Raw genomic sequence first — 24,626 nt, 5'->3', positions numbered from 1 at the left:
CCTGTCGCAAACCCCCGCGCGTGCGCGCAGAACAAGGGAGGGGATTTGATGACACAGCCCGCACACGCCTCGCGCTCCAGTGGCCAGACCGAGACGCGATTGCGCCCAGATGTCATCGCGGGCCTGACGGCGGCGGCCGTTGTCATTCCGAAGGCGATGGCATATGCGACCGTGGCGGGACTCTCGGTTAGCGTGGGACTCTATACCGCTTTCATCCCGATGATCGTCTATGCCATTCTGGGCACATCGCGCGTACTCAGCGTTAGCTCGACGACGACCCTGGCGATCCTCGTCGCGGCGCAACTCGCGCTGGTCGTTCCGGACGGAAACCCCGCCGGGCTCGTCGTCGCGACCGCGACGCTTACCGCGCTGACGGGCGTTCTGCTGGTCGCCGCTTCGGTCCTGCGTCTCGGCTTTGTCGCGAACTTTATCTCAGCGCCGGTGCTGACTGGCTTCAAGGCCGGGATCGGGCTGGTGATCGTTCTCGATCAGGTACCCAAACTATTCGGCATCCACATCACCAAGGATGGTTTCTTTCGCGATGTGCTGAGCGTTGCGCAGCATCTTCCTGAATCGTCGGTGCTCACCATGGCGATCGGGGGAGTGGCCCTCGTCCTGCTGCTGACGATGGAGCGGCTTTGGCCCCATTCGCCGGCCCCGTTGGCGGTGGTCGGCGCCGGCATTGCTGTGTCCTGGCTCGCCGGACTCTCCGCCGAAGGGGTCGCTACGGTCGGCCATATCCCGCAGGCACTTCCGTCGATCACGCTGCCGGACCTCGGCCTCGTCATGCAGTTGCTGCCCGGGGCGATCGGCATCGCTCTGATGAGTTTCACCGAAACGATCGCCGCTGGCCGCGCTTTCGCCCTCCCGTCAGAGCCGCCGATCCGGTCCAACGGCGAACTTCTAGCTACCGGCGCGGCAAACCTGTCCGGCGCCCTCTTCGGAGCGATGCCGGCGGGCGGCGGGACCTCGCAGACGGCTGTCGTCCGCGCGGTCGGCGGCCGCACGCAGAAGGCGTCGCTGGTTACCGCGGCTGCCTCGGCTGCGACCATGCTGGTTCTGGCGCCGGCGCTTGGCCTCTTGCCGCACGCGGTGCTCGCCGCCATTGTGATCGTCTACTCGATCGGCCTGATCCAGCCTCTCGAGTTCGCGGCGATCCGCAAGGTCCGCACCATGGAGTTCGGGTGGGCGCTCGCGGCCTTCCTGGGCGTACTCGTATTCGGCACGCTTCAGGGTATCGTCGCTGCCATAATCCTGTCGCTGCTGGGGCTTGCCAGCCAGGCGGCAAACCCGCGGGTCCACGTGATCGGCCGAAAGCGGGGCGAGGACGTGCTGCGGCCGCTGTCTCCCGACCACCCGGACGACGAAACGTTTGATGGCCTCCTTATCTTGCGTCCCGAAGGTCGGCTGTTCTTCGCCAATGCGGAGCAGGTGGGAGATCGAGTCCGGGAACTCGTAGCCCAGTACAAGCCCCGGGTTCTGATGCTCGACCTCAGTCGGGTCTTCGACATCGAGTATTCTGCGCTACTCGTGATGATGGAGGGCGAACGCCGCTTTGCCGAAGCGGGTGTGACGGTCTGGCTCGCCGGCCTTAACCCCGACGTCCTCGAGTACATCCGATCGTCCGGGCTCGCGGATCATCTCGGCACAGACCGTATGTTCACCAACGCCCGCATTGGCATCAGCAGGTATCTCGAAGCCCTCGCAGCCGATGGGAGAAACGCGGACGCGGACGAACGTCCGGTGCGGTCGAGTAGGCATGACGGCTGAAGCCGGAGCGACAGAAGTCGCCGTGGTTTGTGCATCCAACCGAGTAACCGCCGCCTTGGCCGCGCTTGGGAACAACGACTGCTAGGCTTTCCCAACGTCGAGAACCGGGCCGGCGATTGGCGATATTCCCCGCGCGGCGGGATTGACGAAGTCGTTGCCCGATTGGCCTCAATATAGCACCACGCTGCGAATGCTTTCGCCGGCGTGCGTCAGGTTCCACCCGGTCCTGAATGCAGCCGTCACCGAGCAATAGCCTTTCATGGCCAGCGTGAAACGAAGATCGTCTTCGCATCGTCCGCTCAGTCGTTTGTCAGGCTATGGCAGACCGGCCGCGCTCCGACAGCAGTTTCCCGGCGATCTCCATGGCCTCCTCGCGAGACGAGGCGAGCCTCATCGGATAGCCCCAGAATTTGGCAAAGGCCACGCCGAAAGGCTTGAATGCCAGACGCTTGGCGGCGCTCGGCTCAATCACGATCATCGCCAGCACGAGCGTCCGCAGTTCGGCCTTGTGCTTCTTCATCCACAGCGAGGTGCGCTTCTTTTCTTCCTGGCTGTGCTCGTGGTCTTCGGTCGGAGCGGAATCGGTCAAGAGCACGAACGGCGCGCCGCGCTTCAGATTCGCCTCGAACGCCTCGAAGTCCTCGTCGTGGTCGTGATCGGGACCTTCGTCATAACTCATCCAGACGAGCGGGAAGTTCGTGCTGTCCAAAGGCATGTATCGTCTCCTTGCCGGGATGGATGCTTTCAATTCGAGCGGATGTGCCGCCAGGACATGATCAGCGCGACCGCGCCCGGAAGCGTTACTGCCAACAGCTCCAAGGCCACGAGATGGCCGCCGTCGCGCAAGCCATCCGATACGCCGGCGAGCGTGCTCATGGTGAAGAGGAGACCGCCGAGGGCGAGCATGGCCCAGTCGGTTGCGCGCCTTCCGGCAAGCGCCAGCAACGGCGGGACGACCCAGGCGCCGTAAAAAATAGATACTCCCCACAACGCGGCGGGGCCGAACGTAATGGCCTGCATCGTCCCCCCGCTTCTGACGTAATCGTTCAGATAAGAGAAGCACTGGATCGTGACGAAGATCGCGGCACCGACCGCTGGGACAAGCCACGCGAGTGCGAGCTTAACTGGTTTCTTTTCGATCACGTCAACACTCCTATCCAAATTTGCTCGATAGGGCAGTTGAGCGCTGCCCCTCTCGAAGAGGAGCGTGATCATGATCGCCGCGTGTCCCTTCTGCCTGAAAGCAATAAGTCAGTCGGCTAATGGCGTCATTGCGCAATCCTGCCATTGTATGTTTTAATTCGGCCGAAATGGAAAGACGCCGAGGCCTTTGATGTATGTAGATGTCCGCAGCGATTGGCTTTCCTATGTTGATGAGATTCCTCGCGCTCTCGTCGCGGCCAACGCCGTCGCCAGTCTTGAGACCCTGGAGCAATCGCCGCGGCACTCGCATCAGAAAGCGCAACTGCTTTTCACGGTCCGTGGCGTCATCAACTGCGAGGTTGAAGACGCTGTCTGGATCGTGCCGCCGCAATGCGCCTTGTGGATTCCGGGCGGGCTGCCCCATACCGTTTTCGGCTCAGGCGAGGTGGAGTGTATCTCCCTCTTCATCGAACCTCCTGAGGCTCCGAACCTGCCGAACGAATGCTGCACGATCACGGTGTCGAGCCTGTTCCGTCATCTGCTGATGCGGGCCAACGAGCTACCGGAGCGCTATGACGTCGACGGTCCGGACGGCCGCATCGTGTCCGTTATCTTCGATGAGCTGGCTGCGGCGCCGGTCGAAGGCCTCCGCCTCCCGATCCCCAGCGATTCGCGCCTGAAGAAGCTCGCCGACCTGTTGATCGCGGCGCCGGCGGATCATGCGACCGTCGCGGAGTGGGCCTCCCGCATCGCGGTCAGCGAGCGCAGCCTGAACCGTATGCTGGCGGAACAGGTGGGCATGAGTTTCGGCCGCTGGCGGCGGCAGTTGCATGTTGTCCTCGCCTTACGGCATCTGAGCACCGGCCAGACGGTCCAGGCCGTCGCGATGGATCTCGGCTATGAAAGCGCCAGCAGTTTCGTGACCATGTTCCGAAAGATGGTCGGCAAGCCGCCAAGCCGTTATCTGCTCGAGCGGCTTAGGCCTGCACCTCACGATCATGGCGAGCGATAGGAACTGCTGGGTCTCATCCACGATCGCAGCATAGCGAATGCTCCGGCAGGGCAGCCGCCCCGACGCTCGACGTGTTCACGATCAAAAGCTCTTGGTGATCCCGAGCCCGACGATGCGGCCCGGTCCGACCGCGACGGTTTCGACGCCCAAATAGAGCGAACCGAACGTTTCGGCACGTTGGTCGAGGAGATTCCGCCCGAAGGCATAGAACTCCAGGTCGCCAGCATCGTTCTTCCACCCGATTCGGGCGTCGACAATATGGTAAGGCTTCAGATCGAATGACTCGTCGACATCGGCGGGACGGCTCCCGGTGAACTGATACTGCATGCCAAAGGACAACAAACCCGGCAGATTCAGGACGCTGGCTGAGGTATCGTATTGCAGCCCTGTCGTGACGGTCCATTTCGGCGTGTTGGGTACCCCGTTCCCCGCGACGGTGTTGGTGTTGGCACCATTGGCTCCCAACTCGCTGTGAGTGTAGCCGAGGCCGCCCATCAGGGCCAGCCCATCTGAGATGAGCATACGGCCCTGGAGCTCGAAGCCACTGGTCTCATAATCCTGATAGGTCGTGCGGAACGCCCCGAGCGCAGGATCAAGGTAGGTCATGACGCCATTCTTGATGTCGTTGTGATAGACGCTGGCATCGAGCTCAAGGCGGTCGTCGAACAGGCTTGCCTTTATGCCTGCCTCATATGTCCAGCCGGTCGCCGCCGGATATGGATCGGCCACGACGCCATTCACCGGGTAACCGAACAACGGATAAACACGCGTGGCGTGGCCGCGCGCCAGCGAGACATAGGTCTGGACCTCATCCGTCCACTTGTAAGCCAGCGCCATTCGGCCCGTCGGATAGGTTTGCGAGGTCGAGTTTGAGCCTGTCAGATCGGCAATATCCCGCGAGTTCCTGCGCTTGAGTTCGATGTCATCATGGTTCAATCGACCGCCGATCGAAAACTCCCATCGCTCCGCGAACGGGATTGACATGTCACCGAACAGGCCAAGGTTGGTGCTGTTGAGGTCGGTGTCCATTGCAATGGCGTCGAAGTAAGGCGCGGGCGCGCATTGCGCGCTGACGCATGTACGGCTCCCCTCGGTGCGAGCGACGCTGGCGCCCATGACCCACCGGATCGGATCGCCTTCAAGCGAATTCAGCCGAAGCTCCTGGCTGAAGATGTTCTCCTTATCGTCGAGGTGGCCGCGAGAACTGAAAGCCGGAAATCCAAGCTGGTCGTAGAGCAGCTTGTCGGCGTTGTCGGTCTTACTGTCCAGTTCGTTGTGCTGATAGGCGCTGACGGAGGTGAATCTGAAAGCGTCAAATTCGTGTTCCACGGTCAGCGTGGTGCCGCCCTGGGTCGTAACCGACTTCGGTTCGGTCAAGGTTCCGCTGATTGGAAATCGTGACGTATTGCGCAGGAGGTAGAATGGTGCGTTGCCTTCGTCCCGGAGGTAGCTGCCAGTAAGCGTTACAGTCGTATCGTCGATCCCGGTGAAGCGCAGTCCGCCACGAAATGCCGCGATATCGCGCTCGCCAAGGTCATCGGTGAACAAGCTGCGGACGTCACCGTTCTGGTGACCGAAACGTACGGCCATGCGTCCATCAAGCGCATCTGGGATGATATTGCCGCCCAGAACCATCTCACCCATGCGATAGCCGTTTGTGCCGATCTCGCTGGTCACATGGATATCGCGCGCCCCGTCCGGCTGATTGGTAACGACATTGATGGCGCCCCCGAGGGCATTGCTGCCCCATAGTGTGCCCTGCGGGCCCCGCATAACCTCGATCCGATTGACATCGAGGAGAACGTTGGAGGCGCTCATTAAACTGTTCGGCACACCGTCGATATTGAAGGCGACCGTGCCATCGGAAAAATTGACGGGCGTTCCGAGCGAACTCACGCCGCGAATAGAGAAAAACTGCGAACCTGTGGCTCTGTTGATCCACTGCACATTCGGCGAGTTGCGGGCAATGGCTGCGCCGGGATCGAATGGTGCAGCCAGCAAACTTTCCGGGGGAACTACGGTGATGCTTTCAGGGACATTTTTAAGGTCCTCGTAAGTTTTTCTAGCCGTAACTACTATTGGATCGAGGACCGTAACGTCGGCCTCGGCATTCGTTTGAATGGGCTTTGTCTGTCCCGATGTCGTTTGCGCCTCTGCGACACAGCCCCATCCCGAAACAAGGAACGTCGCGAGCAAATATATTGGGCTCGCCGACACCTTATAATTATTCAAATCAGTCATTTGTCACCCCGCTTTGAGTAAACTGCGGTCGACAAATCGCGAATGATCCGCATTAACGCCTGAATAAACTGGAGTCAGCGAAACAAGATTTCGCTGACCCGCCAATCTGTATGTCAATCCGGCCAAACTGCGGACTCTCAGCCCTGTCGCTGCGGGGCGGAGATGCCTTAGTCTAGTTCGCGGGATCCGAACGCGGTTCGAGTTCCGGACGATCCCGAGGTCGGCGCAAACGAAACATGCGCCGGCACAAAGTTGATCGAGTCTGCGTGCCGAGCGATCCTCGTGGCTCGGTCAGCTCGGATGCGTTCATCGCCTGATATAGGCTCCGTCGATGTCATCGCGCTGACGCCCGCCGAGGGCTGCGCCGACGCCGGCGACGAAGCCGCCAATAAGAAGCGAAACCGCGCCGAGCAAGGCGGCGGTGGCACTTGCCTTGCGGGCTGTGTCGGCCGCTTGCTGAGCCGCAACCTTGGCGTCGTCGACGCGTTTTAAAACGGTATCGACGCGAGCCTTGGCATCCGCTTCGGAAAGGCCTGTACGCGACGCCACAAGCTGGGCGAGATAGGTGCGGTCGGCTTCCGGCATTTCGCCGCTCGCGGCGCTGTTGAGAAGGATGCGCGACACCTGGCCGGCGGCATCATCCTGCGGCGTACCCGCCGGCGTGGCGGCCGGGTTGGCAGGACGCAGCAGGCTGTCGACAAAATAGGATGTGACATTGCCTGCTTCTTCCGACGTTGCGGCGGCGGCACCGGCAGCCGTTGCCCCGGCGGTCACCGTTGCGGTTGCCTGGACGCCTGTGCCGATCATCGATGAAACGGCCGATCCGAGCGATCCCGCGACAATCAGGGTGGCGAGAGCCCAGGCGAGAACGCCATGCGCCGTATCGCGGAAGAAAACTTCGTCGGCGTGAACGCCGCTCCATTTCGTCCGCAGGCGCCCGGCGATATAGCCGCCCAGCGCCGACGATATCCACTGCACGACAACGAGCCAGATGGCAGTCGAAACCGCGAAGGTTGTCAGAGACATGCCCTCGGAGGACCAGGGCGACACCATTGTCAGCCCGAAACCGGTGCCGAGCAGTGTTAACAACAACGTCACCGCCGCTGCCGCCGCCGCGCCGGCGATAATGGCGCCCCAGCTGACCGCGGAGACCGACGATTCGTCGGAGGCTGGCACTGTCGAGGAGGGAATGGTCATCGCGCCACCTATCGGAAGAAGAGGGCGAGAAGGATGATAATGGGGATCGGAACCCCCAGCAGCCAGAGCAGAATTCCGCGTCCCATGTTGCTTCTCCCTTTTAATGGCCGCTTTTCAGGCGGTTACCGCCATCAACTAGGACTGACGATTTTGGTTCCGGCAGATTTCCGTTTCGACCAGGTAGCGACAGGCAGTGACCGTGGCGCAAACTCGTCTGTACGCTTTCCGACAATCGCGCCAGGCGAGGATTTTTCTCGGAACCACCCTTCATTAGCAAAGTTGGATATGGCGTCGTCTTGAACGATGAACAGTCCAAACAGGAGATGGTAAAATGCCTAACCAGCAATCGGGAAGCCGTGACCAGGGGCAAGGAAGCCGTGGTCAGCAAGGTGGCCGCGATCAGAAGTCCAGTAATACGTCAAAGCGGGGTTTCGCCTCGATGGACGATGACAAGCAGCGTGAAATCGCCTCGAAGGGTGGTGAGGCTTCCGGCGGTAACTTCAAGAACGATCCGGAGCGGGCAGCCGAAGCGGGCAAGAAAGGCGGACAGTCCTCAGGCGGCGGTGACCGTGGCGGCCGGTCGTAACGGCATTTACACCTTGAAATACGGGAGGCCTTTTGGCCTTCCGATCATTTCAAGTGCCCGCGGCGGTACGGTGCAGTTGCCAAATGCCCTGCGAAACAGAGCTCTGAGAGGAGGAGATAAGATGAACAAACGCGATATACCCTGGAGCCATCCGCTAAAAGTCACCCTCCGGGACGGAATGGATCGAACATTCGCGAGCGTCTATGATGCGCTTGATTTCCTGGAAAACGAATGGCCGCAGAAGCGCGGCGACTGTTACGATCGGGCGGTTCTTGCCTGCAGACGAGGTTTGAGTGGCCTGGCGCCGGCAGAAGTGGCGCGCGAGGCGTTCATAGCCGCGTGTCTCGAGACTGGCCTGCCGGCGGTGACGGCGGCGCCGTTACCCTATCGTCGATCCGGTAATCTGCCTTGGGCGCGCGTTTAAAGCGACCAAAATGCGGCCATGGAGGCCTCAACTGAACGACGCGTCCTCATCGTGTAGCTGAACGCGAATGGGTCCATTGAAAAAACAATCAGTCTCGTGCGCAGCACCGAGCAGTGACGCCGGCATGGTCGGCCTTTAGGATAGTGCGCGAGGAAGCCGGCCGTTCGCTGCATGCCGTTTATGCCTCACGGTGGAGCTGGCGATGAAGTTCTTCAAGGACAACGGTCTGACGATCGCGCTGCTGGCAACGGTGATCACCATCCCTAGATGCATACGACGATCGGAGCCACCGGCGAGCATAGCCAGCGTGGGAGGTGTCCATACAGCGCGTTGGAACATTTAGAGGGCTTTCCAGTTTCACGAGGCGAATAAAGAGGAGTCAATGCCATGACCACCAGTGCACATGACAATCTGATCGCATGGCTTCGTGATGCTCATGCGATGGAAGAACAAGCGGAGACCATGCTCACAGCCCAGCACCGGCGCCTGCAAAATTATCCGGCGCTCAAGGACCGGATCGGGCAACACATTGAGGAAACGAAACAGCATGCCGCCTCTCTGCGGGCGTGCCTGGATCGGTTGGGCGACGGCCGCTCGACGGTAAAGGTTATGGCAGCCAAACTGACGGCCATGGCACAAGGCCTAAGCGGCGTTTTCGTCAGCGACGAAGTGGTGAAGGGCTCGCTTGCCGGCTACACGTTCGAGCACATGGAAATTGCCAGCTACCGCATTCTGATTGCCGCGGCTGACTATGTCGGCGACGGCGAGACGAAAGCGGTTTGCCAACGCATCCTTGATGACGAGATCGCCATGGCCTCCTGGCTGGAGGAAAACATGGATTCCGTCGTGCAAGAATACTTGCGTCGGGATGAGAACAATCTGGAAGCGAAGCGTTAGATCGCGGCCGCAGTCCGCCAGATGACGGCGACTGGGCTGGGCATTTGGGATAAGGGCGGCCGGGTTGACGGAGGACCGTGGGTCATCTGGGCTGCGAACGCATCGCCCTGATGGAAGTGGCTGTTTCGCGGTCACTCGGTTGGTACGGAATGCTGGAAATGACGGGAAAGCGTCAGCAAGCGTCACTTGCGTGCCGTATAACCCGTTCGATTGATGCCATGGCGCTGCAGTTTGTCGTAGAACGTCTTTCGTGGAATGCCGAGCGCTTCAATCGTTCGGCGCACATCCCCGTCATTGGCTGCCAGCGCTTCGCGAATGATTTCCGCCTCGTACTGCTCAAGCTTTTCCGGAAGCGTGGCTGAGGCCGACGCCAAGGAGATCGCCCTCTGGCCACCACCTTCAAGGCCGAGCACCACCCTTTCGGCGAAATGGGAAAGCTCGCGAACATTTCCCGGCCAGGTGTGGGACGCGAGGTGGTGGCGCACGCTTTGGGAAAGGGCAGGTACCTCCCGATGAAAGCGGGCCGCTGCGCGGGCAGCAAAATGCGTAAACAGCAGGGGAATATCGTCGCGGCGCTCGCGAAGCGGAGGAATGGAAATTGTCACGACGTTCAGCCGATAATAGAGATCCTCACGAAAATCACCGCGTGCCTCGGGATCGCCGAGATCGATCTTGGCGGCAGCAACGACCCTGAGATCGACCGGGCGCACTTCGTTCGTGCCGAGCGGCGTGATTTCACGCATTTCGAGAACACGAAGCATCTTCACCTGTGTGGCCACCGGCATGCTTTCGATCTCGTCCAGAAAGAGCGTGCCGCCGCTGGCATGTTCGATGCGTCCCATGCGACGCTTCTGGGCGCCGGTGAAGGCGCCCGCTTCATGGCCGAACAGTTCGCTCTCAATCACGGTCTCAGGCAGGGCGCCACAATTGAGTGCCACGAAATTGCCCTTTCGCCTTCGGCTCCATTGATGGAGAAGCTGGGCGACAACCTCCTTGCCGCTGCCGGTCTCGCCGGCGACCAGCACATCGACATCGGTATCGGCGATGTGGCGCAGGATATTGCGCAGGTTCTCCATCGCCGGCGTCTGGCCGATCAGCGGCAGACTGTCCTGCGCATCCTCGGCCGCCCGGCGCAATGCCCGGTTTTCCATCACCAGCCGTCGTTTCTCGCTTGCCCGGTGTACGCTCTGGATCAGCCGGTCGGCCGCGAACGGTTTGGCGATGAAATCATAGGCGCCATTCTGAATCGCCTGAACAGCCATTGGGATGTCGCCATGTCCTGTGACGAGGATAACCGGCAGGTCGGCGTCCCTCTCTTTCAGCATGTCAAACAGTTGCAGCCCATCGATTTCCGGCATGCGAATATCGGTCACAACGGCACCAGCGAAGTCCGGTGTCAGCTCGGCAAGTGCCGCCCTGGCGCTGGCGAACGCCGACACGCTAAAGCCTGCCAACTCAAGCGTCTGAGCGGTGGCCCGGCGAAGATCCTTGTCGTCATCGACGAGCGCGACTGGCGTCAATGGCTCCATCATCTCATGCTCTCTTCAGACAAACGGTAAATCGGGTTCCGCTGCCATCGCTGGATACCTCCATCCGGCCGCCGTAATCGGCAACGATGTCTTTGGATATGACCAGCCCCAGTCCGAGGCCGCTTTCCTTGGAAGTGTTGAATGGTGTGAACAGACCCTCGCGAATCTTCGGCGATATGCCCGGTCCGTTGTCCGCGACAGTCAGCATTACGGTGTCCTCGGCACTCTCGACGCGAATCTCGACGCGACCCTGCTCGCCTTTCGGCGCCACCGCCTCCAGTGCATTCTGCAGCAGGTTGATCAGCACTTGCTCCAGCCGGATGCGGTTTCCCCACACCATGGTGCCGACCGCCGGCAGGCGGATGTCCAGCGTTTCCGTGCATGCGGCAAACCGGCTGCGCAGCAACATCACCGCACCTTCGATGATATCGACCACCGCGGTGGGTTCGGGGGCGCTACGGCCCTTGCGGGCGAATGCCTTCAACTCGTCGGTGATCGAACCGATCCGCTCCGTCAGCGCGGCAATATTTGCCAGGTTCTCGCCAGCCGGCGCCGTTTGCCCGCGGTCGAGGAACACTCGCGCATTGTCGGCATAGGCCCGGATGGTGGCGACCGGCTGGTTGATTTCGTGGGCGACGCCCGCCGCGACCTGGCCGAGAATGGCCAGTCGATTGGCCTGCACCAGATCATGCTGCACCTCCTGCAGCTTCTGTTCGGTGTTTCTGTGGTCGGTGATTTCCGCCTGCAGCCGGTCGCGCGCCTGGCTCAGATCCAGCGTTCGCTCGGTCACGCGGCGTTCCAGTTCCTCTCGCGCGTGCTGTTCGCGGAAGATCCGCAAGGCGAGGGAATGGCGGCGGCGCAGCAGGAAAGCGCCTGCTGCCAGAAACGGCAACAGGACGAGCAGCGCCAGCAGGCGCGCTTCGCGCACACTGGCATCCATCGGCGCCGTCAGTGACACCAGATGCTGCAATTGCCATGCCGTGGTGGGCACGGGCACCTGTACGTTCAGAAACGCCGTCTCGCCGGCATCACCCGGCATGACGATCCGGGCCAGATCAAGTCCGGCCCCAAGAGTCCCGACGACATGGAACGGCAGTGGCCGCAACGGGGCGTCACCGAACTGCAGGCTTTCACGTATGCTGGCCAGGCGATCGGGTGGGATTTCGCCGATGGTCATGAAGCGCCAGGAAGGAATGCTGGTAACAAGGACGATGCCGCGCTCGTCAACCACATAGGATGGCTTTCCGGAGGCGTTCCAGTCTGCCTCGACGTCATCGAACTCGACCTTGACCACGACAACGCCAAGCGGGCCGCTACTGCCGTCGATACGCTGCGAAACATAGAGGCCCGGCTTCTTGCTGACGCTGCCGAGCGCAAAGTGCTCGGCCTGCCCCCTGGCCAGCGCCCGCTGGAAATACTCCCGGAAGCGATAGTCATTGCCGACGAAGCTTGTCGGTTCGCGCCAATTGCTCGCCGCGACTGCTGTACCATCCTTCCCGATGACATAGATGACAGCAGCCTTCGTGCGTGTGGCAAGCATTTCCAGCTTGCGATCGAGCCGATCGAGCGCACCGGCGTCATTTCCCGCCAGCGCCGTGGCAAGTTCACTATCTTGCGAAAGCACAAAGGGAAGCGCTCGGTATTTTTCCAGAACCGTGCGCAGCAGCGCCGCGTTCAAGGTGGCATCGTTGCGAGCCTGCGTTTCCAGCGCGACTTGCGCCCGCTGCCGCCCGATTTCGCCGCTTCCCCATAGTCCGGCAGTGATCACCAGCAAAGCCAGGCCGGCATAGATAAGCCACGCGCGACGGATGCGTGCTTGCAACGCGGCGGAGGGCGCCCACCATTGAAGTCCCAGGACAGTCATGGCGAAGTTGTGCATATTTTCGCACAGCGATCAACCAGCTTCGTGCGGATTACCACACGAAATAATTCGCCATTTGTAACTACAGATTATTTTCCTGACCGTTTTTCAATTGGTTACCGAAATCTCAAAAACTGGCACGGTGCTTGCGAAGCATTTCCTCAACAGCGGCCCGACCGTTGGATTGAAGCTCATGGCCCGGGAGGCCGGAACCATCGTTCCGGGCGGGCCAGAAGGAGGAAATCATGATTGCAGCATTCGACGCCGCCGAGCGGCCCCAGGTCAAGACGCCTTTCTACAAGCATCTCTACGTCCAGGTTCTCGCGGCAATCGCTGCGGGTATCCTGCTTGGCCACTTCTACCCGGAGCTCGGCACGCAGCTGAAGCCCTTGGGCGACGCCTTCATCAAACTGGTCAAGATGATTATCGCGCCGGTCATTTTCCTGACCGTTGCAACGGGCATTGCCGGCATGAGCGACCTGCAGAAGGTCGGCCGCGTGGCGGGCAAGGCGATGATGTATTTCCTGACCTTTTCGACGCTCGCCCTGGTCATTGGCCTTGCCGTCGCCAACGTGGTCCAGCCCGGTGCCGGCATGCACATCGATCCAGCCTCGCTCGATCCGACGGCTGTCGCCACTTACACCGAGAAGGCGCATGAGCAAAGCATTACTGGGTTCCTGACCAACATCATCCCGAGCACGATTGTCGGTGCCTTTGCAGATGGAGACATCCTGCAGGTTCTGTTCTTCTCCGTGCTGTTCGGCATTGCGCTCGCAATGGTCGGAGAGAAGGGTGAGCCGGTCATCAATTTCCTCAACGCGTTGACGGCGCCCATCTTCAAGCTCGTCGCCATCCTGATGAAGGCTGCTCCGATCGGTGCCTTTGGTGCCATGGCGTTTACAATCGGCAAATATGGCGTCGGCTCGATCGCCAACCTCGCCATGCTGATCGGTACCTTCTATGTCACCTCGTTGCTCTTCGTGCTCGTTGTCCTCGGCGCTGTGGCTCGCTACAACGGCTTCTCGATCCTGGCGCTGCTGCGCTATATCAAGGAAGAACTGCTTCTGGTTCTTGGCACCTCCTCGTCGGAAGCTGCCCTGCCGGGACTGATGAGCAAGATGGAAAAGGCCGGCTGCAAGCGCTCGGTCGTTGGCCTCGTCATTCCGACCGGCTATTCCTTCAACCTCGACGGCACGAATATCTACATGACGCTGGCCGCACTTTTCATCGCTCAGGCCACGGACATCCATCTTTCCTGGGGTGACCAGATCCTGCTGCTGCTTGTTGCGATGTTGAGCTCCAAGGGAGCGGCAGGCATCACCGGCGCAGGCTTCATCACGCTCGCCGCCACGCTTTCTGTCGTGCCCTCGGTCCCGGTTGCCGGCATGGCGCTCATCCTTGGCATCGACCGCTTCATGTCCGAATGCCGGGCCCTGACCAATCTCGTCGGCAACGCGGTCGCAACCATCGTCGTTGCACGCTGGGAGAATGAGCTTGACACCGACCAGCTTGCCCGAGCGCTCGATGGAAAGGTCGTTGACGGCTTGTCGGTAACCGGACTTCAACCTGCCGAATAATCAACCGTCATCTGTTCCGCGTCGTGGAAATGAAACGGCTCGCCATCGGCGAGCCGTTTCATTTGATCCTGCTCACCGGGCGCGCCAGCCAATAGCCCGGGGTCACGTCGTCAACTGTGGCGCATCAGTTGTACGGCGCGTGCCGCAAGTCTCTCGTATATGTTCTCGACGAGTTCACCTGTCTGAAAGGCACGACGTACCCCTTGGGGCAACAGCGCCTTCAGGTGTTCTCGGCCGGAATCGCGGCCCACGATCGGTGCGAAAGGCCTCATGACTTGGCCTTTATCGGCAGGATAGAGGCGTGCATATTCAACGAAGTTCGTGAACTCCTCGTAGTTGTGTGTCTCCACAAGGAACGTCTCGGCCGCTACACCCTCGGCCAGGATCACTTCGTGAGTATCGAGCACGATGTGGAAATATTCAAACATGTCCCGCTCGGTAAGAGCGGGAGCAATGGATAGCCCGTTGACGAGATCCTTTGTCCTGACAAGCACGCCGCCCATGAAAAGGGCGTGGCCCGGCGACAGATAAAGATCGCGGTGAGGCGTCTGTTGGTCCAGGGCATGCTGCGAGATGCGGATCGGGATGACCCCTTCGTTCCAGGATGGGCCGGTCTTCTTGTAGACATGCCGCCCGATCCATTTGACGGCGAGGGCTTCGCCGCGCACCGTTTTCACGCGATCGCCGATTTGAAGATCTTCAATGCAGACTTCGCCTGTGGCAGTCATGATGGCTGTGCCCCGCAGGAAGCACATCGGGCTTCCGCCCGGCTTGGTGTCTTTCTTCCACCACTTCCTTCCCTTGGCCTGCGCGCCCGAAGATGAAAACACCGTCGCCGCCAAGCTACCCACCGCGGCAATTCGGGCGCCTGATGCAGCTGCCAGGCCCAGGAAATGGCGCCGTGCCCGGTTGAGCTGGGGGTGCCTCTCTTCGTTTGACGACATAGTTCTCTCCGTTCTCGAATGGCTGGTTTGAGCAGATTTCGTACGCCATGCTGCCTTGAATTGCGGATTATGAATATCGGTTCATTCGTTTGTCACTTCGTCCTTTCGGCTGAGGGTTGTACTACCTTGCCGTGCGATGCCCCGATAATCGTCGGCGACACCGGCGCTACGCCAGCGCATCGGTCAGGGGCGGGGTTGCGTGCGGATTTGCGCGTCCTGACGGGCCTGGTGGTCTCCTGCAGCCATGGTCAATGTGTGGCCAGCAGATTCCACGGTCGTCACGGTTCGCGGATGGCGGCGTCGAGCCCGCGCAGCACGGGATAGAGGAAGTAGGAGATCACTGTCCGGCGGCCAACCTTGATCTCCGTGGACACCGTCATGCCCGGCAGAAGCCTGACCGGCTCGCCGGAGGCGCGAAGCTTCGTGTCGGTCAGCAGAACACGCGCCTTGAAAAACGGCTCCGGCCGTTGACCAGCGGCCGCGTCCTCCTCCGACGGCGTAAATGCGTCGCGGCTGATGGTCCTGATCGTGCCCGAGGCGGTACCGAACTTCTGGAACGGAAAGGCGTCGAACTTGACCCGCGCCTCCTTGTCGACCGCCACGCGGCCGATATCGCGCGAACTGATCGAGACCTCTGCCTCAAGGGGCACGTTGAGCGGAACCAGTGTGACGATCGGCTCCGCTTCGCGCACGACAGACCCTATGGAACGTTCTGCGAGATTGAGGACGACCGCGTCGGCAGGCGCGGTCAGCGTGATCATATTGCGGCGCAGCTCCATCTTTTTCAGCTCTTCGCCGATCGTATCACGCTGGTTGCGCAACTCGACGAGTTGTTCCATCGACGCGCGACGGAAGTCCTCGATGAACGCCTGCCGATCGGCCGTCAGTTTAGCGAGGGAATGTTTGGCCTCGGCCGACTTGCCATGCAGGGCCGAGATGTCTGAATCGACGTCGAGACGGGCATCGCGCGAACCAAGAAAGGCGACCAGCGAGCCGGTGTCGTTGCGGTAGAGCGTCTCGCGCGCACTTTCGATCCGGATCAAGTTTTCACGCCGGGTGGCAAGCACGGCTTCCTGATCCCTGCCGGATGAGATCGCCGCCGCCTGACCGGCGATCTGCTGATCGAAATTCTGAAGCTGCGCGACGTAGAAGGCGCGGCGTTGTTCGAAGAGCCGTACCTGCAGCATTTCGTCAGCGGAACTGCCTGCCTGCTTGGCATAGTCGGTACCGGCAAGCTCTGCCTCGATTCGCCGAACCTGTGCGTCGAGTGCCGCGAATTTGGTCCGTTGTTGGTCGACGTCCGACTGGCTGAAGGTCGCATCGAGCCTGGCGAGAGTCTGCCCGGCACGAACCTCCTGGCCGATCGCCACATCGATCGAGCGGATGATCGAGGTTTCCAGCGGCTGGACGACGATGGTCGGCTGGGTCGTGATCAGCTTGCCGGGCGCGACGACAACTTCGTCGATCTTGGAAACGCAGGCCCAGAAAATCGCCGTGCCGATCAGGGCCGTCACCCCATAAAGCGTCATTCGCGCAATTCTTGGCGGTACGCGTTCCTCCAGTTCGACTGCGTCGGACTGAAATTCGGCGATAACGGGCGGCAATGCGCGTTGCACTACCAGCCCTGTCTTGGGCTGCGCTACGGGAACGGGGAGGTTCTCCTGGGACTTCTTCGCGCGCTTGTTCATGCGACCTGCCTCGTTTGTTGCGACCACAGATGGCGGTACGTCATGCAACGCGAGACAAGCTGATCGTGACGGCCGATATCTGCGATCTTGCCGCGTTCCACGACGAGGATAGCGTCGGCGTCGACCAGCGTGGTCAGGCGATGGGAAACGATGATCACGGTGCGTCCCTTGGCGATCTTGCTCAGGTTTTGCCTCAGGATCGCTTCGCTGTCCGGATCCAGCGCGCTGGTCGCCTCGTCGAGGATGAGAAGCTTGGGATTGGTGATCAACGCGCGGGCAATCGCGAGGCGCTGCTTCTGGCCGCCGGAGAGATTGGCCGCGTTCTCGTCCAGCATGGATTCGAAGCCGCGCGGCAGCCGCTCGATGAATTCCTCGGCGCCGGCAGTGCGCGCTGCCGCCACAACTTCTTCGATGCTCGCATCAGGCTTTGCCGCAGCGATGTTGTCGCGAACCGTGCCCCGGAACAGGAAGTTGTCCTGAAGGACCACGCCGATGCTGGTGCGAAGATGGACAAGGTCGACTTCGCGACTGTCATAGCCATCGATGCGAACGATCCCCTGCTGGTTCTGGTAGAGCCCCTGGATCAACCGGGTGATGGTTGTCTTGCCCGATCCGCTCTTGCCGACAATGCCGAACACGGCGCCGGCGGGAACCGTGAAGGAAACATCGTCGAGCGCAGGCGCACCATCCGGTCCGTAGCGGAAGGTAACCTTGTCGAACTCGATACGACCATGCAGATCTGGTCTTATCCCGCGTCCCCGGCCGAACTGCTCGGGGCGCTGGTTCATAATCTCACCCAGCATGCGAACGGAAAGGGCCACTTCCTGATATTCGTGCACCATGGTCACGATCTGGACGAGCGGCCCCGAAACCCTGCCGGCCAGCATGTTGAACGCAACGAGCGCGCCGATCGTCATGGCGCCGCTGAACACGTCGAGGGCTCCCAGACCGATAATGGCCACGCTCATCAGCTTTTCAAGAAGGCCGATGATCGACTGCGCGATGGTCGAAATCTTCTCGACACGGAAACGCACGGAAATCGATTGCGCCGAACAATCGTCCCACACCCGCCGCTGGCGTGGCTCGAGCGCGAGGGACTTGACGGTGCGCATGCCGTGCACCGTTTCCACGAGCAGCGCTTGGCGTTCGCCCTCGGCACGATACAGGGCTTGAAGCCGCCGCTGGAAGGGACCAACCAGCACCATGACGACGAGACCGACGAGCGCCGCAAATCCCAGCACCACGAAAGTGAGCTTCACGCTGTAAAGAACCAGGATCGGCACGAAGACGAGCAGGGAAAGCCCATCGAGCAGCGTCAGGAAAAGCCGGCCCGTCAGGAACTCGCGGATACGGCCCGTCTGCTGCATATGCTTTACGAGAACGCCCGCCGACGCCTGCTCGAAAAGAGCGATCGGCAGTTTGAGAAGGTGACCGAATGTGCGCGTTGCAACCCGGATGTCGATCCTGTTGGTGGCGTAAAGCAGCAGGTACCGCCGCAGGAAGGTAAAGGCGGCATCGAAGATCAGCGCGACGGCAACGCCGATGGTAAGGACCGTCAGTGTCGCATAACTCTGATGGACGAGCACCTTGTCGATGATCAGCTGAAAGAAGATCGGTGTGGCAAGGCCAAGTCCGTAGAGGATGAAAGCCGCCAATCCGACGTCGCGGAAAAGACTGCGCTGGCGGACGATTTCCGGCAGGAACCAACGAAAACCGAAGGGCTGGTCATCATCTGAAAGGCGGTAGTTCCGCTTCACGAGCACGGCCGACCCGCGCCACTGTCTGGAAAATTGCTGCTCGTCGAGCAGAAGGAATTCCGGGCGTTCCGCCAGCGGGTCAAGAACGCGGATCATCTCATGGCCATCGCTGCCGGCGACGCCGGCAATGACCACCCAGTTTCCGTTTTCGAGTTCGGCCAGCACCGGAAAGGCGTTGCCCAATTTGAACAGCGTCCGCCATGTAAGGCGCAGGCTGCGGGCGCGTAGTCCGGCGTCCTTCGCGATCCGAAGGAGTTTCCGGGTGGGGACGGGCTGGTCTCCTATGGCATAGTCATGCAGCAACCTTTCTGGGGAAAGATCGATGCCATGATGGCGCCCGACCAGAACCAGGCATTGCAGGTTGGTGTGCGCAAATGTGCTCATGGCCCAGCCCCGGGGATAGCTGTGTTTCCGTCAGTTGAAATTCGGTGATGCGTTCGCAGACGTCTGCGGCTTTGATGCGGTGTCGACTGCAGGAAGTTGCTGGATGTCGCCAATCCTGCGTACCGCGCCGGCTTCCACCAGGCCACCAAGCGCTTTTTGCATCAGGTCCACGGCATTCGCGAAGGCGTCGACCGGCATGATGATGCGTTGGCGAAACACTGGTTTGGGATTGTTGTTTGCGTCGCGTTCCGTGGCGGACAGGGACATCAGGTCGATCCGGACAATCGTCCCGGTGACGGTGATTTCGCCGATGCCGTCAGCATAGAGTTCATTGGTCATTGCGTTCTCCCCTTGGTTGATGTTTGAGATCTGTTAGGCAGCATGCGCGTGCTCCCACGGCGGAAACGGGTCATGCAGGTGATGTGCAAGCCCCGGATCGAAGCCACCTTCTTGTCCGATCAGGCAGTTGTCGAGTGCTGCGCAGATGGTGTCTTCGTCGAGGGCCGCGCCAATGAAGACCAGTTCCTGCCTGCGGTCACCCCAGACGGCGCTCCAATGCCGGTTGATCTGCGTGATGAATTGGGGGTGACGGGGCCAGTATGCCCGTGGCACCGTCACCCACCACCGGCCGCGCGCCTCCGTGCGGCACTGGCTACCTGCAATCGATAGCAGACCGATCCAGTCGGGGCGGGTCGCCAGCCAGAAATGGCCCTTCGCGCGGATGAGACCCGGCCATTTCTTCGCAAGGAAATCCTGAAGTTTTGCGGGATCGAAAGGACGGCGCGCGCGGTAGACAAAACTGGTGATGCCGTATTCCTCCGTTTCGGGGACATGGCCCCCCCAACCGAAGAGTTCCTTGTGCCAGAGCGGATGCCGTGAGGATTTCGCCTCGCTGAAGAGGCCGGTGTCAAGAATTGAAGAAAGCGGCAGATTGCCGAAGTCCGTCTCGATGACGCGTGCATCAGGGTTGAGCGCTGCAATGACCCTGCGCAGGCTGATCCGCGTCTCGGCCGTCACTTCCGAGATCTTGTTGATGACCACGATGTCGGCAAATTCGATTTGCTCGACAAGAAGATCGACCAGGGTACGTTTGTCGTTCGCGTCCCGTGTTTCGCCGCGATCGCTCAGAAAATCCAAGCTGGAATAGTCGGCAAGCAGGTTTACCGCGTCCACGACCGACACCATGGCGTCGAGTCTGGCAACATCACAGAGCGCCGCACCCGCTTCGTCCCGGAAGGAAAACGTCGCCGCAATCGGCAGGGGTTCTGCAATACCGGTCGCTTCCACAAGGAGGTAATCGAAGCGCTTCTGAGCAGAAAGCCTGCGAACTTCGCCGAGCAGGTCGTCGCGGAGTGTGCAGCATATGCATCCGTTGCTGAGTTCGACCAGCGTCTCGTTCGTGCGCGACAGATCGGCTCCGCCCTCACGAACGAGATCCGCATCGATGTTGATCTCGCTCATGTCGTTCACAAGGACGGCGACGCGCAGTCCGTCGCGATTGCGCAGGACATGGTTCAGTATCGTCGTCTTGCCCGCGCCAAGAAAACCCGACAACACGATTACAGGGAGCCGGTCATCACCTTTCATCCGAATCCCATTCCTTCTCTATGTTGCCAGATGCTGTTTGAAGGCAAAGTACGCAACGCAATTTCCTCAACCTGCGGCGGCCCCGATCGTCATTTTGGAACTGATTGACCCCGGTATTGACCCAACCATCTTGCCAATTTTCTCGTGCCGGCGAACGACCCCAATCGGTGGTATCCGGCATCGCGCTCGATCCACCGATGTGATTAGGGTGGTTAACCGAACAACAAGATCCGCGGTCATGACGCTCGGCTGCACGAACGGCTCTACTGTGACCAGCAGTCGAAACAGCAATCGGCAACGGGTAGACCATGCGGCGCCGTCCCGACGTCCAGGATTTCCCGTCACTTGCCGGGTTCAGTCACCGCGGGGTCCTACAGAATGGCTCATCCAGAGAAGGCCGGCGGCGCCAACCCCGGCAAAGGCGAGGCAAACTGCGATCACCCGCCGGCGTGAGCCGGGGAGCCTGGGCTTACGGTCACCGGGGTCGCTCTGATAGCCGAACGCACGGTGATCTTCAGCGAGCCCGGAATTCAGGTAATCGTCGTTGGCGTTAATGGCTGGCTCCCCCCTGGTGAACATCCGCGTCGCGGTCGCGGACGGTTGGTGATGAAGCATTAGCGTAGTCTAAAGCGCGCGCCGATCCAGTTATCACTTTGGCTGAGGTACCGCTGCCGAACGACAGTGCGCATCTTGACCCGCAACGAGCGGCGTCCTCCTGCCAGTTCCGGTCCGGAGATTACGCGTAGTTGAAATGCGCGCCCGCAATGTCCGCGATATGGCTGCCGATCGGCAATGCCGACGTGGCGGCGGGTGACGGCGCATTGAGCACATGGACAGTGCGTGCCGTTCGTTCGATCAAAAAATCATGCAACAGACGGCCGTCGCGGTTGACGGCCTGGGCGCGGATGCCGGCTGGATGCGGATGCAGATCGGTCAACTCCAGTTCCGGGCAGTAGCGCTGGCATAAGGCGAGATAGCGCCGGCGGCTGAGCGAATTGGCAATCTCCGCCAGCCCGGAGCGTATATTGTCGACGATCATCCGGCGGAAACCACGGAAGCGGGCCATTTCCCAGAGATCCCTGGAATTGATATCGCCCAATCGATAGCCGTCACGGGCAAAGGCCAGAACCGCGTTCGGGCCGACCGTTACGAATCCGCCGATCATCGGCGTCAGATGCACGCCGAGAAAAGGCAGCGACGGGTCCGGAATCGGATAGATCAGGTGTTGAACGATACGGTTCCTGCTGGGGCCCAGGCGGAAGTATTCGCCGCGAAAAGGGATGATGGCAAGATCGGCGGCGAGGCCGCACAATCGCGCCAGCCGATCGGCATTGACGCCGGCACAGGCAACAACATGGCGAGCGCGAAGCAGAGCGCCGTCGTTCAGAACAAGCTCAACGCAATCGGCTTGTTCACTGAGATCGCGGACCTCAGAGTTGGTCATGATCGTGCCGCCGGCCTCGGTCAGGATTGTCCCTATGCGGCGTGTGACCTTGCCATAGTCGACGATGCCGGATGCGGGGATGAACAGCGCCCCAAGGCCGGTTACATGTGGCTCGCGCTCGGTTAACTCGTCTTTTCCAACACGGTGAACCTCCAGTCCGTTGGCGCGTGCGCGCTCATGGAGCTTCTCCATACGCGGCAGCTCGTCGGCGCTGGTCGCCACAAGCAGCTTGCCGCGCTGTTCGAAGGGTATGCCGTACTCTTCGCAGAAGCGCATCGTTGCCGCGCTGCCCTGCCTGCAAAACTGCGCTTTGAGACTGCCGGGCTCGTAGTAGACGCCAGCGTGGATGACGCCACTGTTGCGTCCCGTCTGATGGCCGGCAAGGATCGGCTCCTTTTCAAGAACCGCTATGGCTTTGCCAGGAAAGCGCCGCGACAGCTGCATTGCCGTTGACAGTCCGACAATGCCGCCGCCGATAACCACGATGTCGAAGTCCGCCATCCGCCCGACGCCCCTTTCAGCCATCATCAGACTGGAAAGATTAGCATTTGTCAGTGCCACGCACCACGCGTGTCGTAGATAACTTTGCCGCCAAGGCGTGTATGCCTCATCGCCTTGAACGGCTCATGTTCGACAAGAAGGACGACAATGTCGGCGCGCTCGACTGCCTGATGGGCACCCTCCAGACGGAGATTGCCGTATTCCGACAGCTGCCTCGGCATGACGCTGACATACGGGTCCGAGACGAAGATATCCACCTCCGGCAGCGCTTTGGCGATGAGCCCTACGACTTCAATCGCTGGGCTTTCCCGAACATCGTCGACATTTGCCTTGAAGGTCAGCCCCAGGCACGCCACCGTCGGTGAACGGAACCGTTTCGCCTTCTCGACGACCTGGGCGGCGACATGGTGCGGTCGATGGTCGTTGACCTCGCGCGCCGTGCGGATCAGGCGCGAGAGTTGCGGCGCGGCGGAAACGATGAACCACGGATCAACCGGAATGCAATGGCCGCCGACGCCTGGTCCCGGGTTGAGAATGTTGACGCGCGGATGCCGGTTGGCCAAGCGGATCACTTCCCAGACGTCGATATGAAGAGATTCGCTGATCAGGGAAATCTCATTGGCGAAAGCCAGGTTGACATCGCGATAGGCGTTTTCAACCAGCTTGGCCATTTCGGCGCTTGCCGCATCGGTCAGCAGGATTTCGCCTTGAGCGAACAGGCGATAGATGGACGCCGCCTTTTCGGCGCATCTCGGCGTTAAACCACCGACGACGCGGTCATTGGTGATGATCTCGATCATGATGCGGCCGGGAAGAACACGCTCCGGGCAATGGGCGACATATATGTCTGCACCGGTTTCGCCGTCACGCGGCATTTTGAGATCCGGTCGAAGGGCGCCGATCCAATCGCACACCTTTTGGGTGGTACCGGGCGGGGACGTGGACTCCAGCACCACGATGTTTCCCGATCGCAGCATGGGAGCGATCTGCTCGGCGGCGGCTTTGACATAGGACAAGTCGGCGGTTCGGTCCTCGTTGAACGGCGTTGGCACCGCGATGATGAAAGCGTCTGCTTCCGGTGTTTCGGTTGTGGCGGTCAATCGACCCATCGCAACAGCGCCGCTGACGCCCACGGCGAGATCCGGCTCGACGAAGGGAACTTCGCCGCGTCTCACCGCCGCGACGGCCGCCGGATTGACGTCGACCCCTATCACATCGATGCCGCGCGTTGCGATGGCAACGGCGGTGGGTAGGCCGATATATCCCATTCCCAATATGGCCAAGCGGCCCTTGAACACGTCAGTCATCGGCAATGCTCCGAAGTTGGGCGTCCGGGAGCATCGGACTGCCGGATGTTACACGATGGTCTGCCCCAGCCCGGAAGGGATGATCGGGATGGAACATTTCACGGGCGGTGAGCTGGGCGAAGCTCGTATTGGTCTTGAGATAGCGCCACCAGAGCCGCCGGGGTTCCTGTAGCAGCCTGTATGCCCATTCCATGCCGCACTTCTGCCAGGCAATCGGCGCCCTTTTTGTCAGGCCCGCCATGATATCGAAGGAACCACCCACGCCGTGCATCACCGGAACGCCGAGGGAGGCGCCGTAGGAGCCTAGAAATATCTCCTTCTTCGGCGACGTCATTCCAAGGAAGAGCATATCGGCGCCGGACTCCCTGATGCCGGCTGCGATCTGCCCCGCTTCAGCGGCCTCATAATATCCGTGATGGCTGTAGGCGATTTTCAGACCGGGAAAGCGCCGTGCCACGACTCTTAGCATCTCCGCGAGAATGTCTGGCTTTGCCCCCAAAAATGCGACGGAACGTCCTTCCTTGTGGGCAAGGAGCAGAAGTCGACTGAATATGTCGATCCCTGCGACACGTTCGGGCAGCGGCCGGCCAAGCAACTTGCTTGCCCAAACGATGGATTGGCCATCCGCCAGCAAAAGATCGCACTCCATCAGCGATTCACGCAGCGCAGCGTTTCTGCGCAACTCCACGACCTTGGCTGCGTTGAGAACTCCAAGAAGGATCGGCCGCCTGGTGATGAGCGCCGTACGGCAGTGCTCGATCACCTCGTCCATACGCA

General features: G+C 60.7%; 20 protein-coding genes. 6 read left to right on the top strand and 14 right to left on the bottom strand.

Going from position 1 to position 24,626, the window contains the following annotated elements; genetic code table 11:
* The first annotated feature begins 48 nt into the window (after positions 1–48).
* A complete protein-coding gene (locus JNB71_RS21165; protein ID WP_220373759.1) occupies positions 49–1,770 on the top strand; it encodes a SulP family inorganic anion transporter in 1,722 nt (573 codons plus the stop codon).
* A gap of 310 nt (positions 1,771–2,080) precedes the next feature.
* Here the strand turns inward: JNB71_RS21165 and JNB71_RS21160 are convergent, their stop codons facing one another.
* A complete protein-coding gene (locus JNB71_RS21160; RefSeq protein ID WP_220373758.1) occupies positions 2,081–2,485 on the bottom strand; it encodes a hypothetical protein in 405 nt (134 codons plus the stop codon).
* 29 nt (positions 2,486–2,514) lie between these two features.
* Positions 2,515–2,913 carry a hypothetical protein gene (locus tag JNB71_RS21155; protein WP_220373757.1) on the bottom strand — a complete coding sequence of 133 codons (399 nt, stop codon included), beginning with the start codon at positions 2,911–2,913 and terminating at the stop codon, positions 2,515–2,517.
* Positions 2,914–3,103: 190 nt separating this feature from the next.
* On the opposite strand from JNB71_RS21155, the gene JNB71_RS21150 reads away from it, so the two are divergent.
* Positions 3,104–3,925, top strand: a complete 822-nt coding sequence (locus JNB71_RS21150) for an AraC family transcriptional regulator (RefSeq protein ID WP_220373756.1) — start codon at positions 3,104–3,106, stop codon at positions 3,923–3,925.
* 81 nt (positions 3,926–4,006) lie between these two features.
* On the opposite strand, the gene JNB71_RS21145 is transcribed toward JNB71_RS21150, so the two are convergent.
* Both JNB71_RS21145 and JNB71_RS21140 read right to left on the bottom strand, forming a co-directional pair.
* Positions 4,007–6,166, bottom strand: a complete 2,160-nt coding sequence (locus JNB71_RS21145; RefSeq protein ID WP_220373755.1) for a TonB-dependent receptor — start codon at positions 6,164–6,166, stop codon at positions 4,007–4,009.
* A 306-nt stretch (positions 6,167–6,472) separates the two neighbouring features.
* Positions 6,473–7,363 carry a hypothetical protein gene (locus tag JNB71_RS21140; RefSeq protein ID WP_220373754.1) on the bottom strand — a complete coding sequence of 297 codons (891 nt, stop codon included), beginning with the start codon at positions 7,361–7,363 and terminating at the stop codon, positions 6,473–6,475.
* A 331-nt stretch (positions 7,364–7,694) separates the two neighbouring features.
* On the opposite strand from JNB71_RS21140, the gene JNB71_RS24665 reads away from it, so the two are divergent.
* From JNB71_RS24665 to JNB71_RS21125, 3 genes are all read left to right on the top strand, one after another.
* Positions 7,695–7,949 (top strand): general stress protein, encoded by a 255-nt coding sequence (locus tag JNB71_RS24665; RefSeq protein WP_262927115.1) that lies wholly within the window; start codon positions 7,695–7,697, stop codon positions 7,947–7,949.
* A 121-nt stretch (positions 7,950–8,070) separates the two neighbouring features.
* Positions 8,071–8,373 (top strand): DUF982 domain-containing protein, encoded by a 303-nt coding sequence (locus JNB71_RS21130; protein ID WP_220373753.1) that lies wholly within the window; start codon positions 8,071–8,073, stop codon positions 8,371–8,373.
* A gap of 387 nt (positions 8,374–8,760) precedes the next feature.
* Positions 8,761–9,270 carry a ferritin-like domain-containing protein gene (locus JNB71_RS21125; protein ID WP_220373752.1) on the top strand — a complete coding sequence of 170 codons (510 nt, stop codon included), beginning with the start codon at positions 8,761–8,763 and terminating at the stop codon, positions 9,268–9,270.
* 182 nt (positions 9,271–9,452) lie between these two features.
* Here the strand turns inward: JNB71_RS21125 and JNB71_RS21120 are convergent, their stop codons facing one another.
* Complete coding sequence (locus tag JNB71_RS21120) at positions 9,453–10,799, bottom strand: sigma-54-dependent transcriptional regulator (protein ID WP_220373948.1); 1,347 nt, start codon at positions 10,797–10,799, stop codon at positions 9,453–9,455.
* 4 nt (positions 10,800–10,803) lie between these two features.
* Positions 10,804–12,678: a sensor histidine kinase gene (locus JNB71_RS21115; protein ID WP_220373751.1), complete on the bottom strand. Its 1,875-nt coding sequence runs from the start codon at positions 12,676–12,678 to the stop codon at positions 10,804–10,806.
* A gap of 227 nt (positions 12,679–12,905) precedes the next feature.
* Here JNB71_RS21115 and JNB71_RS21110 point away from each other — a divergent pair, with 227 nt between their 5' ends.
* Complete coding sequence (locus JNB71_RS21110; protein ID WP_220373750.1) at positions 12,906–14,237, top strand: dicarboxylate/amino acid:cation symporter; 1,332 nt, start codon at positions 12,906–12,908, stop codon at positions 14,235–14,237.
* A gap of 110 nt (positions 14,238–14,347) precedes the next feature.
* On the opposite strand, the gene JNB71_RS21105 is transcribed toward JNB71_RS21110, so the two are convergent.
* The 8 genes from JNB71_RS21105 to JNB71_RS21070 form a co-directional block, all read right to left on the bottom strand.
* Positions 14,348–15,181, bottom strand: a complete 834-nt coding sequence (locus JNB71_RS21105) for a Hint domain-containing protein (protein ID WP_223215944.1) — start codon at positions 15,179–15,181, stop codon at positions 14,348–14,350.
* Positions 15,182–15,459: 278 nt separating this feature from the next.
* Positions 15,460–16,869 (bottom strand): HlyD family type I secretion periplasmic adaptor subunit, encoded by a 1,410-nt coding sequence (locus JNB71_RS21100; RefSeq protein WP_220373749.1) that lies wholly within the window; start codon positions 16,867–16,869, stop codon positions 15,460–15,462.
* Positions 16,866–19,010, bottom strand: a complete 2,145-nt coding sequence (locus JNB71_RS21095) for a peptidase domain-containing ABC transporter (protein ID WP_220373748.1) — start codon at positions 19,008–19,010, stop codon at positions 16,866–16,868. The genes JNB71_RS21100 and JNB71_RS21095 overlap by 4 nt, the downstream gene beginning before the upstream one ends.
* 30 nt (positions 19,011–19,040) lie before the next feature.
* On the bottom strand, positions 19,041–19,349 hold the full coding sequence (locus JNB71_RS21090) for a hypothetical protein (protein ID WP_220373747.1): 309 nt from the start codon (positions 19,347–19,349) through the stop codon (positions 19,041–19,043).
* 33 nt (positions 19,350–19,382) lie between these two features.
* Positions 19,383–20,597, bottom strand: coding sequence for a GTP-binding protein (locus JNB71_RS21085; protein ID WP_220373746.1), 1,215 nt, complete (start codon positions 20,595–20,597; stop codon positions 19,383–19,385).
* Positions 20,598–21,333: 736 nt separating this feature from the next.
* On the bottom strand, positions 21,334–22,542 hold the full coding sequence (lhgO, locus tag JNB71_RS21080) for an L-2-hydroxyglutarate oxidase (RefSeq protein WP_220373946.1): 1,209 nt from the start codon (positions 22,540–22,542) through the stop codon (positions 21,334–21,336).
* Positions 22,543–22,592: 50 nt separating this feature from the next.
* Complete coding sequence (gene wecC / locus JNB71_RS21075) at positions 22,593–23,849, bottom strand: UDP-N-acetyl-D-mannosamine dehydrogenase (RefSeq protein WP_220373745.1); 1,257 nt, start codon at positions 23,847–23,849, stop codon at positions 22,593–22,595.
* Positions 23,842–24,621 (bottom strand): WecB/TagA/CpsF family glycosyltransferase, encoded by a 780-nt coding sequence (locus JNB71_RS21070; protein WP_223215943.1) that lies wholly within the window; start codon positions 24,619–24,621, stop codon positions 23,842–23,844. The genes wecC and JNB71_RS21070 overlap by 8 nt, the downstream gene beginning before the upstream one ends.
* Positions 24,622–24,626 lie beyond the last annotated feature (5 nt).

It is taken from the genome of Rhizobium herbae, assembly GCF_019511375.1.
Taxonomy (GTDB): domain Bacteria; phylum Pseudomonadota; class Alphaproteobacteria; order Rhizobiales; family Rhizobiaceae; genus Pararhizobium; species Pararhizobium herbae_A.
The sequence above is the reverse complement of the archived record's forward strand: the minus strand, read 5'-3'. Positions and strand labels throughout refer to the sequence as shown.

Excerpts from the sequence above, each read along its gene's own strand:
- JNB71_RS21115 (WP_220373751.1), bottom strand. The coding sequence starts at position 12,678 with ATGCACAACTTCGCCATGACTGTCCTGGGACTTCAATGGTGGGCGCCC.
- lhgO (WP_220373946.1), bottom strand. The coding sequence starts at position 22,542 with ATGGCGGACTTCGACATCGTGGTTATCGGCGGCGGCATTGTCGGACTG.
- JNB71_RS21110 (WP_220373750.1), top strand. The coding sequence starts at position 12,906 with ATGATTGCAGCATTCGACGCCGCCGAGCGGCCCCAGGTCAAGACGCCT.
- JNB71_RS21085 (WP_220373746.1), bottom strand. The coding sequence starts at position 20,597 with ATGAAAGGTGATGACCGGCTCCCTGTAATCGTGTTGTCGGGTTTTCTT.
- JNB71_RS21130 (WP_220373753.1), top strand. The coding sequence starts at position 8,071 with ATGAACAAACGCGATATACCCTGGAGCCATCCGCTAAAAGTCACCCTC.
- JNB71_RS24665 (WP_262927115.1), top strand. The coding sequence starts at position 7,695 with ATGCCTAACCAGCAATCGGGAAGCCGTGACCAGGGGCAAGGAAGCCGT.
- JNB71_RS21095 (WP_220373748.1), bottom strand. The coding sequence starts at position 19,010 with ATGAGCACATTTGCGCACACCAACCTGCAATGCCTGGTTCTGGTCGGG.
- JNB71_RS21120 (WP_220373948.1), bottom strand. The coding sequence starts at position 10,799 with ATGGAGCCATTGACGCCAGTCGCGCTCGTCGATGACGACAAGGATCTT.
- JNB71_RS21165 (WP_220373759.1), top strand. The coding sequence starts at position 49 with ATGACACAGCCCGCACACGCCTCGCGCTCCAGTGGCCAGACCGAGACG.
- JNB71_RS21145 (WP_220373755.1), bottom strand. The coding sequence starts at position 6,166 with ATGACTGATTTGAATAATTATAAGGTGTCGGCGAGCCCAATATATTTG.
- wecC (WP_220373745.1), bottom strand. The coding sequence starts at position 23,849 with ATGACTGACGTGTTCAAGGGCCGCTTGGCCATATTGGGAATGGGATAT.
- JNB71_RS21100 (WP_220373749.1), bottom strand. The coding sequence starts at position 16,869 with ATGAACAAGCGCGCGAAGAAGTCCCAGGAGAACCTCCCCGTTCCCGTA.
- JNB71_RS21070 (WP_223215943.1), bottom strand. The coding sequence starts at position 24,621 with ATGGACGAGGTGATCGAGCACTGCCGTACGGCGCTCATCACCAGGCGG.
- JNB71_RS21105 (WP_223215944.1), bottom strand. The coding sequence starts at position 15,181 with ATGTCGTCAAACGAAGAGAGGCACCCCCAGCTCAACCGGGCACGGCGC.
- JNB71_RS21090 (WP_220373747.1), bottom strand. The coding sequence starts at position 19,349 with ATGACCAATGAACTCTATGCTGACGGCATCGGCGAAATCACCGTCACC.
- JNB71_RS21125 (WP_220373752.1), top strand. The coding sequence starts at position 8,761 with ATGACCACCAGTGCACATGACAATCTGATCGCATGGCTTCGTGATGCT.
- JNB71_RS21150 (WP_220373756.1), top strand. The coding sequence starts at position 3,104 with ATGTATGTAGATGTCCGCAGCGATTGGCTTTCCTATGTTGATGAGATT.
- JNB71_RS21160 (WP_220373758.1), bottom strand. The coding sequence starts at position 2,485 with ATGCCTTTGGACAGCACGAACTTCCCGCTCGTCTGGATGAGTTATGAC.
- JNB71_RS21140 (WP_220373754.1), bottom strand. The coding sequence starts at position 7,363 with ATGACCATTCCCTCCTCGACAGTGCCAGCCTCCGACGAATCGTCGGTC.